Source organism: Thermoactinospora rubra, from assembly GCF_002093975.1.
Classification (GTDB): domain Bacteria; phylum Actinomycetota; class Actinomycetes; order Streptosporangiales; family Streptosporangiaceae; genus Nonomuraea; species Nonomuraea rubra_A.
In genome coordinates this window covers 1-16572 of sequence record NZ_MSZZ01000010.1, presented here as the reverse complement: position 1 = coordinate 16572, position 16572 = coordinate 1, and the positions used below count along the sequence as shown (strand labels likewise).

At 71.7% G+C, this 16572-nt stretch carries 14 protein-coding genes; 10 read left to right on the top strand and 4 right to left on the bottom strand.

What is annotated here, in order from left to right; translation table 11 throughout:
• Positions 1–9 precede the first annotated feature (9 nt).
• Entirely contained in the window at positions 10–750 is a 741-nt protein-coding gene (locus BSB02_RS18740) for a crotonase/enoyl-CoA hydratase family protein (RefSeq protein WP_084960299.1), read from the top strand.
• Here BSB02_RS18740 and BSB02_RS18735 read toward each other — a convergent pair.
• On the bottom strand, positions 747–1928 hold the full coding sequence (locus BSB02_RS18735; RefSeq protein ID WP_084960298.1) for an esterase-like activity of phytase family protein: 1182 nt from the start codon (positions 1926–1928) through the stop codon (positions 747–749). The two genes, BSB02_RS18740 and BSB02_RS18735, sit on opposite strands and share 4 nt — an antisense overlap.
• A gap of 56 nt (positions 1929–1984) precedes the next feature.
• Here BSB02_RS18735 and ligD point away from each other — a divergent pair, with 56 nt between their 5' ends.
• Entirely contained in the window at positions 1985–3172 is a 1188-nt protein-coding gene (gene ligD, locus BSB02_RS18730; protein ID WP_084960297.1) for a non-homologous end-joining DNA ligase, read from the top strand.
• A 4-nt stretch (positions 3173–3176) separates the two neighbouring features.
• Here the strand turns inward: ligD and BSB02_RS18725 are convergent, their stop codons facing one another.
• Positions 3177–4067: an SDR family oxidoreductase gene (locus BSB02_RS18725; protein ID WP_084960296.1), complete on the bottom strand. Its 891-nt coding sequence runs from the start codon at positions 4065–4067 to the stop codon at positions 3177–3179.
• Between the two features lies 1 nt (position 4068).
• Positions 4069–4317, bottom strand: a complete 249-nt coding sequence (locus BSB02_RS18720) for a hypothetical protein (protein ID WP_084960295.1) — start codon at positions 4315–4317, stop codon at positions 4069–4071.
• A 234-nt stretch (positions 4318–4551) separates the two neighbouring features.
• Between BSB02_RS18720 and BSB02_RS18715 the strand changes: the two genes are divergently transcribed.
• Positions 4552–6279, top strand: coding sequence for a hypothetical protein (locus tag BSB02_RS18715; RefSeq protein WP_084960294.1), 1728 nt, complete (start codon positions 4552–4554; stop codon positions 6277–6279).
• Here the strand turns inward: BSB02_RS18715 and arfA are convergent.
• Positions 6260–7753: an arabinosylfuranosidase ArfA gene (arfA, locus tag BSB02_RS18710; protein ID WP_084960293.1), complete on the bottom strand. Its 1494-nt coding sequence runs from the start codon at positions 7751–7753 to the stop codon at positions 6260–6262. The two genes, BSB02_RS18715 and arfA, sit on opposite strands and share 20 nt — an antisense overlap.
• Before the next feature lie 268 nt (positions 7754–8021).
• Between arfA and BSB02_RS18705 the strand changes: the two genes are divergently transcribed.
• From BSB02_RS18705 to araA, 7 genes are all read left to right on the top strand, one after another.
• Positions 8022–8999 (top strand): ABC transporter substrate-binding protein, encoded by a 978-nt coding sequence (locus BSB02_RS18705; protein WP_206184775.1) that lies wholly within the window; start codon positions 8022–8024, stop codon positions 8997–8999.
• Between the two features lie 74 nt (positions 9000–9073).
• Positions 9074–10630, top strand: a complete 1557-nt coding sequence (locus BSB02_RS18700) for a sugar ABC transporter ATP-binding protein (RefSeq protein ID WP_084960291.1) — start codon at positions 9074–9076, stop codon at positions 10628–10630.
• A complete protein-coding gene (locus BSB02_RS18695) occupies positions 10627–11640 on the top strand; it encodes an ABC transporter permease (protein WP_084960290.1) in 1014 nt (337 codons plus the stop codon). Before BSB02_RS18700 ends, BSB02_RS18695 begins: the two co-directional genes overlap by 4 nt.
• Entirely contained in the window at positions 11637–12620 is a 984-nt protein-coding gene (yjfF, locus tag BSB02_RS18690; RefSeq protein ID WP_084960289.1) for a galactofuranose ABC transporter, permease protein YjfF, read from the top strand. Before BSB02_RS18695 ends, yjfF begins: the two co-directional genes overlap by 4 nt.
• Positions 12621–12675: 55 nt before the next feature.
• A complete protein-coding gene (gene araB, locus BSB02_RS18685) occupies positions 12676–14280 on the top strand; it encodes a ribulokinase (protein WP_084960288.1) in 1605 nt (534 codons plus the stop codon).
• Positions 14277–14936, top strand: a complete 660-nt coding sequence (locus BSB02_RS18680; RefSeq protein WP_084960287.1) for an L-ribulose-5-phosphate 4-epimerase — start codon at positions 14277–14279, stop codon at positions 14934–14936. The genes araB and BSB02_RS18680 overlap by 4 nt, the downstream gene beginning before the upstream one ends.
• A complete protein-coding gene (gene araA / locus BSB02_RS18675) occupies positions 14933–16390 on the top strand; it encodes an L-arabinose isomerase (RefSeq protein WP_084960286.1) in 1458 nt (485 codons plus the stop codon). The genes BSB02_RS18680 and araA overlap by 4 nt, the downstream gene beginning before the upstream one ends.
• The last annotated feature ends 182 nt before the right edge of the window (positions 16391–16572 follow it).

Genomic DNA, 16572 nt, shown 5'->3' with positions numbered 1-16572 from the left:
GAGGATCGGATGACCGTACGGATCGAACGGGACGGCCCGGTCGCCACGGTCGTGCTCTCGCGCCCGCAGGCGCGCAACGCGGTCGACCGGGCCGCCGCCGAGGCGCTGGCCGCCGCCTTCCGCGAGGTCGAGGCCTCCGACGCGGCCGTCGCGGTGCTGTGGGGCGAGGGCGGCACGTTCTGCGCCGGGGCGGACCTCAAGGCCATGGACAACCACGTCGGCGAGGACGGCGACGGGCCGATGGGGCCGACCAGGATGCGGCTGTCCAAGCCGGTCGTCGCGGCCGTCGCCGGGCACGCCGTGGCCGGCGGGCTGGAGCTGGCCCTGTGGTGCGACCTGCGGGTCGCCGAGGAGGACGCGGTCTTCGGCGTGTTCTGCCGCCGCTGGGGCGTGCCCCTGATCGACGGCGGCACGGTACGGCTCCCGCGGCTCATCGGCCTGTCGCGCGCCATGGACATGATCCTCACCGGCCGCCCCGTCTCGGCCCGAGAGGCCCTGGAATGGGGCCTGGCCAACCGGCTCGTGCCCACCGGGACCGCGCGTGAGCACGCCGAGGCCTTGGCTCACGACATCGCCCGCTTCCCGCAGGCCTGCCTGCGCGGCGACCGCATGTCGGCGCTGGAGCAGGACGGCCTGCCGGAGGCCGAGGCCATGGCGGGTGAGCTGCGCCACGGCATGGCCTCGCTGGGCGAGGCGTTGCGCGGGGCGCGGCGCTTCGCCGCCGGCGAGGGCCGCCACGGGGCGTTCTAGCGGTAGGCGCGCCGGTCGGCGTCGAGGCGGCGCGGCAGCCGTACCGTGATGAACTCGTTCGGATCGGGCTGCCCCGCCGTGCGCCCGCTGGAGAACGGGAAGTTGTTGTCGTCCAGCAGGCCGATGGTCCGGTCGTCGAGCAGGACGATGTCCTCGATCGTCTGGAACGGGAAGCGGAACGGCGTGGCCGGGTCGCGCGGGTCGTAGAGGTCCAGCAGGTCGGCGACGAGGGTCTTGACCAGCTCCTTGCCGCGCATCTCGGCCAGGTACACCTTCTTGACCCGCGCCGCGTCGCCCTGGAGGTTGTCCCGCTCGATGACGAGGAAGCGGCGCTCGCCGATCGCGACGGCGTCGCCGATGGCGTGCGCGGGGTCGTCGAGCCGGTAGGTCCACACGCGGCCGGTGTATCGGCGCTGGCGCAGGTCGAACTCGTACATGCGCAGGTCGCCCGCCGGGTCGCCGGCGACGGTGCCCTCCAGCAGCGGGTAGAGGCGCCGCTGGTCGACCGAGCGGGCCATGCCCTCGAAGCCCTTGCTCCGGGCCAGGTTGGGCTGCTCGCCGCCCAGGTTCGGATGCTCCGGCGCGCGCACGCCGGGCAGCTCGATCGGGGCCTCCAGCAGCCTGCCGCGGCCGTCGAAGTGGAGCAGGAAGGGGCCGAACTCGTCGCCGATCCAGTACGTGCCGTCCGAGGTGCGCACGATCGACTCCACGTCGAAGTCGGCGCCGGTGAGCGTGCGGTCGGAGCGGGTGAGCGGGAAGGGCGCCTTGCCGTGCGGGTCGCTCAGGTTCACCCCGCCCGGCACGGTGATGGTCCCGGTGCGGAAGTCAGGCCGGATGCGGTGGATCCGCAGCAGGAAGTCGGCGCTGTTGGCCTTGGCCCCGTAGCCGTTGTCGGACAGCACGTCGAAGCTGCCGTCGCGGTTGCGCACCACGCCGCTGAAGCCCTGGACGGGCTGGCCGGAGAAGGGCGGCGTGACGCCGTTGATCGGCGAGGTGCCCAGCTGCGCGCCGGACGGCTCGCTGCCGGGCACGAAGGTGAGCGCGGGGAGGGAGGCGAAGCCGGTCAGCACGGCCCGGTCTCCCGGGGCGGGGTCGGCGGCCGCGGGGGCGGCCAGGCCGCCGGCGACGACGCAGCCGGAGAGCAGGATCGCGCCGAGCGCGACGCAGAGGCGGTTCATGGCCGGGACCCTAGGGGTTCACGGTGAACGCGCGGCAAACCTCGTATGGTGACCACATGCCGGATATCGAGGTCGCCGGGCGGCAGGTCCGGATCACCAACCCCGACAAGGTGATCTTCCCCGACACCGGGCACACCAAGCTCGACCTGGTCCGCTACTACCAGGCGGTCGCCGAGGGGGCGCTGCGCGGGGTGTCCGGCAGGCCCATGATCCTCAAGCGGTACGTGCGCGGCATCCAGGAGGAGGCCTTCTTCCAAAAGCGCGCGCCCGGCAGGCGGCCCGACTGGATCGAGGTGGCCGAGCTGCGTTACCGCTCCGGGCTGTCGGCCGAGGAGGTGGTCGTCTCCGACCTCGCGCAGCTGCTGTGGGTGATCAACCTCGGCTGCGTCGACCTCAACCCGCACCCGGTGCGCGCCGCCGACCTGGCCCACCCCGACGAGCTGCGCATCGACCTCGACCCGGTGCCCGGCGTGGCCTGGGCCGACATCCTCACCACCGCCCAGGTGGCCCGCGAGGTGCTGGGCGAGCACGGCCTGACCGCCTGGCCCAAGACCTCCGGCTCGCGGGGCTTCCACATCTACGCCCGTATCGAGCCGCGCCGGCCGTTCGCCCAGGTGCGCAAGGCGGCCGAGGCGGTCGCCCGCGAGGTGGAGCGCCGCATTCCCGACGTGGCCACCAGCCGCTGGTGGAAGGAGGAGCGCCACGGCGTCTTCGTCGACTTCAACCAGAACGCCTACGACCGCACCGTCGTGTCCGCCTACTCGGTCAGGGCGGTCCCCGACGCCCGCGTCTCCACGCCGCTGACCTGGGAGGAGGTGCCCGGCTGCCGCCCGGAGGAGCACACGATCGAGACGGTGCCCAGGCGGCTGGCCGAGCGCGGCGACCCCTGGGAGGACATGGACCGGCACCCCGGCTCCCTCGACGGCCTGCTGGAGCTGGCCGAACGGCTCGGTCCCGCGCCCAGGCCGCCCAAGGGCACCGGAGGCCGCCGGCGGCTCGTGCCCGTCATCGAGATCGCCAGGGCGCGGCACAAGGACGAGGCGCTGGCCGGGCTGGAGCGCTGGAAGGCCCGCCACCCCGACGTCGCCGCGCTCCTGGCGCCCGCCAACGTGCTGGTCGACGCCATGCGCGGGCGCAGCAGCGTCTGGTACCGCATCCGGGTCAACCTCCAGCACGTCCCCGAGGAGCGCCGGCCGCCCCAGGAGCCGCTCGAGGCCGACTACGACCCGTGGGCCCGCGAGTGACCGCCTACACCTGCGTGGGCGGCTGGTAGCCCTCGTCCTGGCCGTAGACGCGGTCCTTGCGGCCCCGCGGCTCCACGTCGGGTCCGCCGTACTCCCCGGCGATGTCCGGCTCCTCCTCGGCGGCGGGTACGGCACGCCCGGCGGGGCGCAGGTACTCGGCCCACGTGATCCGCCCCTTGGGCGCCGACGGCCCGGCGTTGAGCAGCCCGGCCCGCTGCGCCGCGGCGACCCTGCCCGGCCAGCGCACCATCAGGGCCGGCGGGCGCCTGTCCCTGGCCCGCCGCCACCGGGCGACGAGCTCGTCGGTCGCGATGACCTGCGGCCCGCCGTACTCCTCGACGGTCTTGCTGGGACCCTGCGAGAGCAGGGTCACCAGGTGGCCGGACACGTCGCGGGCGTCGACCGGCTGCCAGGGCACCGTGCGGTCCACGGGGTGCACGGGCAGGCGGGCGAGCCACTGGTCGAGCCACTGGTGGAACGGCGTGGCCCGAAGGATCGTCCAGTCCACCCCGCCCTCCTTGACCAGCTGCTCGGCCCTGAGCTTGTGGCCGAAGTAGCCGACGGGCGCGTGCTCGACGCCGACGATCGACAGGAACAGCAGGTGGCCCACCCCGGCGTCGTGCGCGGCGTCCAGCAGGAGCCTGGTGCCTTCGACGTCCACGGAGGCCGTCCTGCGACCCCGGTGGGCGAGCGTGGCCAGGTGGACCACGGCCTCCACGCCCTCCAGCGCCTCCCGCACCCCGCGCCCGGAGGCCAGGTCGGCCACCCTCCAGTCGACCGCCCGGCCGCTCCGCGGCGACCTGCTGATCGCCCTGACCTCGTGGCCGGCCTCCACCAGCCTGGGCACGGCCGGCCTGCCCAGGACGCCCGTGCCGCCGGTGACCAGTATCCGCATCTCACGCCCCCAGATCCCGCACCGTGTTGTCGAGCCGGTGCGCCAGCTCCTCCAGATCCCGGTCCGTGAGGGTTCTGTCGGACAGCAGGGAGACCAGGTCCTCGCGTCTGGCGACGACCAGGGCCTGGTGGCGTTCGTCCACCTGGCCGCCCGGCAGGACCACGCACTCCCCGCAGACGAAGACCAGCGTGGCGTCCGGATCGGTGGACTCCAGCAGCTTCCGCACGCATTCGGTGTCGACGAGACGCATGCGGTCTTCCTACCCCCGGGATCCCGTCGCTATCTGGACGGAGCGGCTCCGGCGCGCGTGACAGTGATCCGCCGCAAACTTGAAAAACAGTCGGCCGTAAAGGGAATTGGTCAATTCGAATAGTGACGGGCCGAATAGAGGGTAACAAAGGTCTCATTTGAAAGGGAGCGGTCTCGCTATACGATGAACCACGCCGTGCGGATTTGCTATTTCTCGTGAGGAAGAGGCGATCCATTGTTCGAGGTCGAGCGGATCGAGGGGCGAAATGCGGGCGGCGGCCACACCGGGCCGTCGTGGCGGCTGCTTCCCCGGGACGGCAGGCCGCTGGAGTGGCGTGACTTCTCCGTGGGCCCCGTCGTCCTGACCGCGTCCGAGATCGACGCCATCGGCGGGAGCCTGCTGGGGCTCCGCCGGGAGGAGTTGCCCGACGCCGTGCGCCGGGAATTGAAACCGTCGGTCAGCCGGCAGGACCGCCCGGCCGTGATCCTGTACTGCGCGACGCCGTTGAAGAAATGCTTCGAGGCCGATCTCTCGTCCGTCAGGGCCGGCGGCGCGCCAGAGGAGGTGGCGACGTATATCGAAGCCCGTGCCGTGAATTTGGCCGGGCCGCTCGACCTGTGCGTGGGCCGCACGCGGCCGTGGCGCGAGGCGGTGGCGGCCCGGGGCGTCCGGTCGCTCGCCGTACCGGGGATCGAGTACTACTACATGACCCACGCCCTGCTGAAGCAGGCGCTCGCGCACGGCGAGCAGGGCAGCCCCGTGCTCGACACGCTGATCGGCGAACTGCGCGCCGCGCCGGACACGGTCGTGCGCGTCTACGTCCTCGACGACGAGATGAAGCTCTTCCTCCTGTGGCTCAGGCGCGCCGCGGGCGTTCCCGTCCTTCGCGTCGAGGCCAACGGCAGCCAGGTGGCGGACCGGTGGAGCCAGAAGGCGCCGTTGCATCCCACCGTCGAGACCGCCTCCCGGCTCGCCGCAGGCGGGCCGGAGGACCCCTTCCGGCTCCTCGCGGCGGAGACGGAGCTGACGCCCTTCAGCATGGAGCTGGGCTTCCGCATCCCGAGGCTGCCGGGGTACACGGTCGAGGCCGCCGGTGCGAAGCCCGGCGACGTCTCCGACCAGCTCGTCCGGGCCGCGATCATGCTCCGCGAGCGCTACGGCCTGCGGCGCGGCTGCCTGAAGCCGGCCAGGGCCGGCACCGGCGCCCGCATCCGCCCCGGCCTCCCGCTCGACGACCACGCCCTCCTGACCCGCCTCGGCAAGGAGGCCGCCGCGGACGGCGAGGAGGACTACGTCCTGGAGGCGCAGGCCGACTATGTACGGCACGCCCTCGGCGGGCACGCCTTCATCCTGGCGCCGTCCCTGCACATCCAGGGCGGCGAGCCGGCCGACGGCGCGACTCTGCAGATCATGAACGGCACGGCCTGGCAGGGCAACGTGTATTTCGACGAGGCGGTCTGCGAGCGTGCCGGCGTGTCGCGCGACCGGTACGCGCACCTCAGATCGCAGATGGCGCTCTTCATGGCCGCCTTCGCCGGCAGGGGCGAGGACATGCGGCTGGTGAAGGGCGGCATCGACTTCGCCGTGACCCGGGTGGGAGGACGGTTCGGCGACGCCGTCCTGGTCGCGATGCAGGACCTCAACCTGCTGGCCTGCGGCGCCGAATACCTGCGCCTGTTCCTGGCCGAAGCGCGCCGCGACCGGCCGGGTGACGACGGCGCCCGGTACGCCGCCACCAAGGTCGTGCGGCCGGGCGCCGCCGCGTGCCTGGCCACGCTCGGCCGCCACGTCGAGGAGGCCGCGGACGGGTGGTGCGCCCGGGTGATCGCGTCCGTGCCCCGCAGGTGGGGCATGATCGCGGTCGCCGCGGCGGATCCCGCGCTGGCCACGTCGCGGGTGCTCCACCTGGAGCGCCGGCTGGCCGGCCTCGGGCTGGTGACGGTCAGCGGCCCAGCCGGATGACGTTCCAGGACACCGGTGGCAGCACCACGCGCAGCGGGTCCTGCTCGACGTCCGGGTTGGCGCGGGGCGCGACGCGGCCGGGGTCGTCGGCGGTGTTGCGCGCGTAGACGTCCGGGCCGGTGAGTGTGGTGGCCTCCAGGACCCGCACCGGGCCCAGCGCGCGGGCGTCGACGTCCAGCGCCAGCGGCCGGTCGGTGGATCGGTTGACGGCGAAGACCACGGTCTGGTCGCCGGTGTGGGTGGCCACCGCGTGCAGCACCGGCACCTGTCCGTAGGCGGCCGTCTCATACAGCGGGGAGACCGGCTCCAGGTGCAGCACCTCGCCCGCGGCCAGGCTGGAGGCCTGCGCGAAGGGGTGGAAGGTGGTCTGCCTCCAGGCCCGGCCGCCCGGCTCGGTCATGATGGGCGCGATGACGTTGACCAGCTGGGCGAGGCAGGCGGCGGCCACCCGGTCGCTGTGGCGCAGCAGCGTGATCAGCAGCCCGCCGAAGGCCACCGCGTCGGCCAGGTGGTAGTGGTCCTCCAGCAGCGGCGGGGCGACCGGCCAGTCCCGGGGCGGCTCGGCGGCCTGAAAGCGGGACAGGTACCAGACGTTCCACTCGTCGAAGGAGATGTGGATCTTCTTGCGCGACCTGAGCCGGGCGCCCACGTGGTCGGCGGTGGCCACGACCGAGGAGATGAAGTGCTCCATGTCGGTCGCGCACGCCAGGAAGCTGCCCAGGTCGCCGTCCTTCTCCTCGTAGTAGGCGTGGCAGGAGATGTAGTCCACCACGTCGTAGGTCTCCTCCAGCACCGTGGCCTCCCACGAGCCGAAGGTCGGCATCGAGGAGCCGGAGCTGCCGCAGGCCACCAGCTCCAGGCCGGGGTCGAGCATGCGCATCGCCCGGGCGGTCTGCGCGGCGAGCCTGCCGTACTCGCGGGCGCTCTTGTGGCCGATCTGCCACGGGCCGTCCATCTCGTTGCCCAGGCACCACATCCTGATGCCGTGCGGCTCCTTGGCGCCGTTGGCCACGCGCAGGTCCGACAGGTGGGTGCCGGAGTCGATGTTGCAGTACTCCAGCAGGTCCAGCGCCGCCTCGACGCCGCGGGTGCCCAGGTTGACCGCCATCATCGGCTCGACGCCGGCCTTGCGGCACCAGCGGACGAACTCGTCCACGCCCACCTCGTTGGTCTCGGTGCTGTGCCAGGCCAGGTCCAGGCGGCGCGGGCGGCGCTCGCGCGGGCCGATGCCGTCCTCCCACCGGTAGCCGGAGACGAAGTTGCCGCCCGGGTAGCGGACGGTGGAGACGCCCAGCTCGCGGGTGAGGTCCAGGACGTCGGTGCGGAAGCCGTCCTCGTCGGCGCAGGGGTGGCCGGGCTCGTAGATGCCGGTGTACACGCACCGGCCCAGATGCTCGACGAACGTGCCGAACGTGCGGCGCCGTACCGGTGCGACGCGGAAGGCCGGGTCGATGGTGATGTGTGCCTCGTGCACTGTGCAGAGCTCCCGGGAAGGTTGGGTCCGGATGATTGTTAGCGTTCTCATCGTCTCGGGTCAAGACTCGGCCTGTAACCGGACCGTAACCGGGCAAACGGTTGACGACACCTGTTGTTAGCGTTCACAGTCTTGCCCAAGGCCCGTGACTCTCGGGGGGCCACGAGTGCCGCTCCAGGGTCGCGCCACGGGCGCACCCACAATCCCATGACCGAAGCTGAACGCGGGCGCCGCTGTTAGCGCTCACAGCAAGGAAGGACGACCCCCCGTGTTGAAGAGGATCTCCATGCTCGTCCTGGCCGGCGTGACGGCCATGGCGATGGCCTCCTGCGGCGGCGGAGGCGGCGGCGGAACCGCCGCCGGCGACGACAAGATCACCATGGGCTTCTCCCAGGTCGGCGCCGAAAGCGGCTGGCGCACCGCCAACACCAAGTCGGTCCAGGAGTCCGCCAAGGCCGCCGGTATCGAGCTGAAGTTCTCCGACGCCCAGCAGAAGCAGGAGAACCAGATCAAGGCCATCCGTTCGTTCATCCAGCAGCGCGTCGACGTCATCGCCTTCTCGCCTGTCGTGGAGTCCGGCTGGGACACCGTGCTGAAGGAGGCCAAGAACGCCAAGATCCCCGTCATCCTCACCGACCGCGCCGTCGACTCGCCCGACACCAGCCTCTACAAGACCTTCCTCGGCTCGGACTTCGTGGAGGAGGGCCGCAAGGCCGGCAAGTGGCTGGTGGAGGAGTTCAAGGACGCCACCGGCACGGTCAACATCGTCGAGCTGCAGGGCACCACGGGCTCCGCGCCCGCCAACGACCGCAAGGCCGGCTTCGCCGAGGTCATCCAGGCCGACCCCAAGTTCAAGGTCATCGCCTCCCAGACCGGCGACTTCACCCGCGCCAAGGGCAAGGAGGTCATGGAGGCCTTCCTCAAGGCCCACCCGGACATCGACGTGCTGTACGCCCACAACGACGACATGGCGCTCGGCGCGATCGAGGCCATCGAGGGCGCGGGCAAGACACCAGGCAAGGACATCAAGATCGTCTCCGTGGACGCGGTCAAGGACGGCATGCAGGCCCTGGCCGACGGGAAGATCAACTTCATCGTCGAGTGCTCCCCGCTGCTCGGCCCGCAGCTGATGGACCTGGCCAAGAAGGTCGTCAAGGGCGAGCAGGTGCCCGCCCGCGTGGTGACCGAGGAGACCACCTTCACCCAGGAGCAGGCCAAGCAGGCCCTGCCCAGCCGCCAGTACTGACCCGGCGCGTACGGCGCGGCCGCGCGGCCGCGCCGTACCCGCAGCCATGAAAAGAGCCACGAAAAGAAGGTGAGATGGCCGAACCCGCCCCGATCCTGGAGATGACCGGGATCGGCAAACAGTTCCCCGGCGTGCGGGCGCTGGACGGAGTGGACCTTCGGCTGCGGCCCGGCGAGGTGCACGCGCTGATGGGCGAGAACGGCGCGGGCAAGTCGACGCTGATCAAGGTGCTGACCGGCGTCCACGCCGCCGACGCCGGGACCGTCACGCTGGCCGGGCGCCAGGTGGCCTTCGCCGGCCCGCAGGAGGCCCAGCGGGCCGGGATCAGCACCGTCTACCAGGAGGTCAACCTCTGCGCCAACCTCTCCGTCGCCGAGAACGTGCTCATCGGCCGGGAGCCGCGCCGCTTCGGCCGCATCCAATGGGGGGCGATGCGGAGGCGGGCGGCCGAGCTGCTGTCCCGGCTGGAGCTCGACGTCGACGTCACCGCGCCGCTGGCGGACTACTCGCTGGCCATCCAGCAGATGGTCGCCATCGCGCGGGCCGTCGACGTCGAGGCGCGGGTGCTGATCCTCGACGAGCCGACCTCCAGCCTGGACGCGGGCGAGGTGGCCCAGCTGTTCCGCGTCATGCGGCGCCTGAAGGACAGGGGCCTGGCGATCCTGTTCGTCTCGCACTTCCTCGACCAGGTCTACGAGATCGCCGACCGGATGACGATCCTGCGCAACGGCCGGCTGGTGGGGGAGTACCGCACCAGCGAGCTGAGCCAGCGGGCGCTGGTGGGCAAGATGATCGGCCGGGAGCTGGCCGAGCTGGAGCGGCTGGAGGACCGGCCGCCCGCCCGCACGACCGGCACGCTCCTGCAGGCCGAGGGGGTGGGCCGCGCCGGGGCGATCGAGCCGTTCTCCCTCACCATCCGGGAGGGCGAGGTCGTCGGGCTGGCGGGGCTGCTCGGCTCGGGCCGTACCGAGCTGGCCCGGCTGCTGTTCGGCGCCGACCACGCCACCTCCGGCACGCTGAAGGTCGACGGGAGGCCGGTGCACCTGCGCACCCCGCACGCGGCGATGAACCACAAGATCGCGTTCTGCTCGGAGGACCGCAAGGCCGACGGGCTCATCCCCGACCTGACGGTCAGGGAGAACATCGTCCTCGCCCTGCAGGCCATGCGCGGCTGGACCCGGCCGGTGCCGCGGCAGCAGCAGGAGGAGCTGGTCGGCCGGTACGTCAAGGCGCTGCGGATCAGCCCGCCGGACCCCGACGTGCCGGTCCGCACGCTCAGCGGCGGCAACCAGCAGAAGGTCCTGCTGGCCCGCTGGCTCATCCTGGAGCCGCGGCTGCTCATCCTGGACGAGCCGACGCGCGGCATCGACGTGGGCGCCAAGGCGGAGATCCAGCGCCTGGTGGCCGAGCTGTCCGACGGCGGCATGGCGGTGCTGTTCGTCTCCGCCGAGCTGGAGGAGGTCTTGCGGCTGAGCCACAAGGTCGGCGTGCTGCGCGACCGGCGCCTGATCGACGAGCTGCCCAACGACGCGGCGCTCACGACGGAGGTGCTGATGGAGACCATCGCCAGCGGAGGGGGAGCCGTGCCCGGCAGTGGCAGGCACGACCGTGGGGACGGAGGCCGCTCATGACCAGGCGCCTGCTGTGGCCGCTGCTGGTGCTCGCCCTGCTCCTGGCCCTCAACGTGGCCGTCAACCCCGCCTTCCTGGCCGTCCAGATCAAGGACGGCCACCTGTACGGCAGCCTCGTCGACATCCTGCGCTTCGGCGCGCCGCTGATCCTGGTCTCGCTGGGCATGACGCTCGTCATCGCCACCGGCGGCATCGACCTGTCGGTGGGCTCGGTCGTGGCGATCTCCGGTGCGCTGGCGTGCCTGCAGATCAGCCAGGACGCCGGGGTCTTCACGGCGGTGGCGGTCGCGCTCGCCCTGTCCCTGGCGCTCGGCGTGTGGAACGGCTTCCTCATCGCCGGCGTCGGCATCCAGCCGATCATCGCCACGCTCATCCTCATGGTCGCCGGGCGCGGCCTGGCCCAGCTCGTCACCGACGGCCAGATCATCACCGTCAACAGCCCCTCCTACAAGCTCATCGGCGGCGGCTACCTGCTGGCCGTCCCCTTCAGCGTCCTGCTGGTGCTGGCCGTGCTGGCGGTGACCGCGTTCCTGACCCGGCGGCTCGCGCTCGGCATGCTGATCGAGTCGGTCGGCGGCAACGCCGAGGCCAGCCGCCTGGCCGGCATCCGCTCCCGCGGCATCGTCGTCACCGTCTACGCCTTCGCCGCGCTGTGCGCCGGGATCGCCGGGCTGATGATCAGCTCCAACGTCTCCAGCGCCGACGGCAACAACGCGGGCCTGTGGATCGAGCTGGACGCCATCCTCGCGGTGGTCATCGGCGGCACCTCGCTGGCCGGCGGGCGCTTCTCGCTCGGCGGCACCGTGCTCGGCGCGCTGATCATCCAGACGCTCACCACGACCGTCTACTCCATCGGCGTGCCGCCGGAGACCACGCTGCTGTTCAAGGCGCTGGTCGTGGCGGCCGTGTGCCTGATCCAGTCCCCGGCCTTCCGCGCGAAGGTCTTCCGCCGCCGCGGCCGGCCCGCCGCCGAGCCCGCGCCCGAGAAGAAAGCCGAGGTCCCCGCATGACCGCCGTCACGCTGGGCAGGGCCCGGCCGGCCGTACCACGCAAGTACCTGCCCGTGCTGGTGACCGGCGCGCTGCTGGCGGCCATGTTCGTCGCGGGCGGCGTGCGCTACGAGGGCTTCGCCCACGGCCAGGTCGTGCTGAACGTCTTCATCGACAACGCCTTCCTGCTCGTCGTCGCCGTCGGCATGACGTTCGTGATCCTGACCGGCGGCATCGACCTGTCGGTCGGCGCGGTCGTCGCCCTGTCCACGATGATCGCCGCCACGCTGCTGCGGGCCGGCTGGCCGCCGCTGCCGGTGATGGCGCTGGTGCTGGCCGTCGGCGCCACCCTGGGGCTGGCGATGGGCAGCATCATCCACCACTTCGAGATCCAGCCGTTCATCGTGACGCTGGCGGGGATGTTCCTGGCCCGTGGCCTGTGCTACACGATCGGCACCGACTCCGTGCCCATCACCGACCCGGCCTTCACCGCGCTCGCCCAGACCCGCATCGACCTCGTGGCCGACCTGTGGATCTCCCCGAGCGTGCTGATCGCGCTGCTGGTGGTGCTGGCCGCGGGCTACGTCCTGCACTACACGCGGCTGGGCCGGACCGTCTACGCCGTCGGCGGCAGCGAGCAGTCGGCGGTGCTCATGGGCCTGCCGGTGGGGCGCACGAAGATCGCCGTCTACACGATCAGCGGGGTGTGCTCGGCCCTCGGCGGCCTGCTGCTGTCGTTCTACATGCTGTCCGGGTACGGCCTGCACGCGGTCGGGATGGAGCTCGACGCCATCGCGGCCGTCGTCATCGGGGGCACCCTGCTGACCGGCGGCAGCGGCTTCGTCCTCGGAACGGTGCTCGGGGTCTTGGTCCTCGGGCTGATCCAGACGATCATCAGTTTCGAGGGCACGCTCAGCTCGTGGTGGACCAAGATCTTCATTGGCCTGCTGCTGTTCGTCTTCATCCTGCTCCAGCGGCTCATCACCGCCCGGCGGAAGTAGGCGGCGGCAGCCGTACCCGGTGATCGTCAGGAGAGATGTGAACGCTAACAGATACGTGGTGGGGGTGGACTTCGGGACGTTGTCCGGCCGCGCGGTGGTGGTGCGGGTCGGCGACGGCGCCGAGCTGGCCAGTGCCGTCCACGAGTACGCCAACGGCGTGATCGAGGAGCGCCTGCCGGACTCCGGCGTGCGGCTCGGGCCGGACTGGGCGCTGCAGTCGCCGCAGGACTGGCTGGACGTGCTGCGCCACGCCGTACCCGAGGCGGTCGCGGCGGCCGGGATCGACCCGGAGCAGGTGATCGGCATCGGCACCGACTTCACCGCCTGCACGGTGCTGCCCGCGACGGCCGACGGCACCCCCTTGTGCGAGCTGACCCCCGAGCGCCCGCACGCCTGGCCCAAGCTGTGGAAGCACCACGCGGCCCAGCCGCAGGCCGACCGCATCAACCGGCTGGCCGCCGAACGCGGCGAGAGCTGGCTGCCCCGCTACGGCGGCAAGATCTCCTCCGAGTGGCAGTTCGCCAAGGCCCTGCAGGTGCTGGAGGAGGACCCGGAGACGTACGGCAGGGCCGAGCGCTGGATCGAGGCGGCCGACTGGATCATCTGGCAGCTGACCGGGGTGGAGACGCGCAACGTCTGCACCGCCGGATACAAAGGGATATTTCAGGATGGGCGGTATCCGTCGCGTGACTACCTCGCCGCGCTGAACCCCGCCTTCGCCGGCTTCACCGCCAAGCTCACCTTCGACGGCGAGCCGGTCCTGTCCCCCCTGGGCGGCGCCGCCGGACGCCTCACCGCGCAGGCCGCCGAGTGGACCAAGCTGCCCGAGGGCATCGCCGTGGCCGTCGGCAACGTCGACGCCCACGTCACCGCCGCGGCGGCGGACGCCGTACGGCCCGGCCAGCTCGTGGCGATCATGGGCACCTCGACCTGCCACGTGGTCTCCTCCGACCACCTGGCCGAGGTGCCCGGCATGTGCGGGGTGGTGCGCGACGGGATCGTGCCCGGCCTGTGGGGGTACGAGGCCGGGCAGACCGGTGTGGGCGACATCTTCGCCTGGTTCGTGGGCACCCACGCGCCCGGATACACCCACGAGCAGCTCACCGAGCTGGCCGCCCGGCAGAAGGTCGGCCGGCACGGGCTGGTCGCCCTCGACTGGCACAACGGCAACCGCTCCGTCCTGGTCGACCACCACCTGTCGGGCGTGATCGTCGGCCAGACACTGGCCACCCGGCCCGAGGATGTCTACCGGGCGCTCATCGAGGCCACCGCCTTCGGCACCCGCGTCATCGTGGAGACCTTCGAGGGCTCCGGCGTGCCGATCACCGAGTTCGTGGCCGCCGGAGGGCTGATCAAGAACCGCTTCCTCATGCAGGTCTACGCCGACGTGCTGCGCCGCCCGCTGTCGGTGATCGGCTCCGACCAGGGCCCCGCGCTCGGCTCGGCCGTCCACGCCGCCGTGGCCGCCGGAGCCTACCCCGACATCCGGCAGGCCGCCGCCGCCATGGGCAAGCGCACCGAGAACGCCTACCTGCCCGACCCGGCGCGCGCCGACGCCTACGACCGGCTCTACGCCGTCTACCGCGACCTGCACGACCACTTCGCCGACGGAAGGCTCCTGCACACCCTGCGCGCGATGAGAAACGAGGCCACCGCGTGAAAGACCGCGTCAAAGAGATCGTCTGCGACCTGCACGCCGAACTGGTGCGCAACAACCTCGTGGCCTGGACGGCCGGAAACGTCTCCGGCCGCATCCCGGGCGAGGACCTGTTCGCCATCAAACCCTCGGGCGTCTCCTACGACGAGCTCACCCCCGACAAGATCGTCGTCTGCGACCTCGACGGCAACCTCGTCGAAGGCGACCACGCGCCCTCCAGCGACACCGCCGCGCACGCCTACGTGTACCGCAACATGTCCGAGGTCGGCGGCGTCGTGCACACCCACTCCACCTACGCCTCGGCCTGGGCGGCCCGCGGCGAGCCCATCCCCTGCGTGCTGACCGCCATGGCCGACGAGTTCGGCGGGGAGATCCCCGTCGGCCCGTTCGCGCTGATCGGCGACGACTCCATCGGCCGCGGCATCGTCGAGACGCTCAAGGGCCACCGCTCGCCCGCCGTCCTCATGCGCAGCCACGGCGTCTTCACCATCGGCAAGGACCCGCGCGCGGCGGTCAAGGCCGCGGTCATGTGCGAGGACGTCGCCCGCACCGTCCACATCGCGCGCCAGCTGGGCGACCCGATCCCCATCGCGCAGGCCGACATCGACCGCCTCTACGACCGCTACCAGAACGTCTATGGACAGAGGAGCCCGCGTTGACCATCTGGTTTCTGACCGGCAGCCAGCACCTGTACGGCGAGGAGACCCTCGCCCAGGTGGCGGCGCAGTCCCGGCAGATCGCCGACGCCCTGCCGGTGCCCGTCGACTGGCGGCCGGTGCTGACCGACGCGGCCGCCATCCGCCGGATCATGCTGGAGGCCAACGCCGACGACTCCTGCACGGGCGTGATCGCCTGGATGCACACCTTCTCCCCGGCCAAGATGTGGATCGCGGGCCTGGACGCCCTGCGCAAGCCGCTGCTCCACCTGCACACCCAGGCCAACCTGGAGCTGCCGTGGGACACCATCGACATGGACTTCATGAACCTCAACCAGGCCGCCCACGGCGACCGTGAGTTCGGGTACGTCCAGACGCGCCTGGGCGTGCCGCGCAAGACGGTCTTCGGGCACGTCAGCGACCCGTCCGTGGCCTCGCGCATCCTCGCCTGGGCCCGCGCCGCCGCCGGGGCCGCCGAGCTGCGCACGCTCAAGCTCGTCCGCTTCGGCGACAACATGCGCGACGTGGCCGTCACCGAGGGCGACAAGGTCGAGGCCCAGCTGCGCTTCGGCGTCTCGGTCAACACCTACGGCGTCAACGACCTGGTCCAGGCCGTGGAGGCGGCCACCGACGCGGAGGTCACCGCGCTGGTCAAGGAGTACGGCGAGCGCTACCGGGTGGCGCCCGAGCTGCTGGACGGGCGCCACGAGTCGCTGCGCTACGCCGCGCGGATCGAGCTGGGCCTGCGCTGGTTCCTGGAGCAGCACGGCGCCAGGGCCTTCACCACCAACTTCGAGGACCTCGGCGGGCTGCGCCAGCTGCCCGGCCTGGCCGTCCAGCGGCTCATGGCCGACGGGTACGGCTTCGGCGGCGAGGGCGACTGGAAGACCTCCGTGCTGGTGCGCACGCTCAAGGCGATGGCGCCCGAGGGCGGCACGTCCTTCATGGAGGACTACACCTACCACCTGGTGCCGGGGGAGCAGCTCATCCTCGGGGCGCACATGCTGGAGGTGTGCCCGTCGATCGCCGCGGACACCCCGTCGTGCGAGATCCACCCGCTGGGCATCGGCAACCGGGAGGACCCGGTGCGGCTCGTCTTCGACGCCGCGCCGGGACCGGCCGTCGTCGCGGGCCTGGCGGACATGGGCGACCGGTTCCGCCTGGTGACCAACGAGATCGACATCGTGGCGCCGCCGTACCCGCTGCCCCGGCTCCCGGTGGCGCGCGCGGTGTGGCGTCCGCGGCCGGACCTGCGCACCTCGGCGGAGGCGTGGCTCACCGCCGGGGCGCCGCACCACACGGTGCTGTCCACGGCCGTGGGGACGGAGGAGCTGACCGACCTGGCGGACATGCTGGGGGTGGAGCTGCTGGTGATCGACGCGGACACCACGATCCGGCAGTTCAGCAAGGAGTTGCGCTGGAATCAGGCGTATTACAGGTTGGCGCAGGGGTTGTAGGGTTCCGGGCTTCTTGAGGGGGCTGGGGCTTCTTTAGGGGTTCGAGGGGTTCGGGGGCTTCAAAAGCGTGGGCCTTCGCCTTTTGGGGCGCTTCGCGCCTGGCGGGCTCCGGGCTGTGCTTAGTGGGGGTGTGCCTGCGGCCAATGTCAGGAACTTAAGAATGAGCGGAAAGCACGAAGCTC

Bases quoted from the DNA above. Each gene is read 5' to 3' on its own strand.
- BSB02_RS18725 (WP_084960296.1), bottom strand. From the start codon at position 4,067: ATGCGGATACTGGTCACCGGCGGCACGGGCGTCCTGGGCAGGCCGGCC.
- BSB02_RS18735 (WP_084960298.1), bottom strand. From the start codon at position 1,928: ATGAACCGCCTCTGCGTCGCGCTCGGCGCGATCCTGCTCTCCGGCTGC.
- BSB02_RS18720 (WP_084960295.1), bottom strand. From the start codon at position 4,317: ATGCGTCTCGTCGACACCGAATGCGTGCGGAAGCTGCTGGAGTCCACC.
- BSB02_RS18695 (WP_084960290.1), top strand. From the start codon at position 10,627: ATGACCAGGCGCCTGCTGTGGCCGCTGCTGGTGCTCGCCCTGCTCCTG.
- yjfF (WP_084960289.1), top strand. From the start codon at position 11,637: ATGACCGCCGTCACGCTGGGCAGGGCCCGGCCGGCCGTACCACGCAAG.
- BSB02_RS18700 (WP_084960291.1), top strand. From the start codon at position 9,074: ATGGCCGAACCCGCCCCGATCCTGGAGATGACCGGGATCGGCAAACAG.
- BSB02_RS18740 (WP_084960299.1), top strand. From the start codon at position 10: ATGACCGTACGGATCGAACGGGACGGCCCGGTCGCCACGGTCGTGCTC.
- ligD (WP_084960297.1), top strand. From the start codon at position 1,985: ATGCCGGATATCGAGGTCGCCGGGCGGCAGGTCCGGATCACCAACCCC.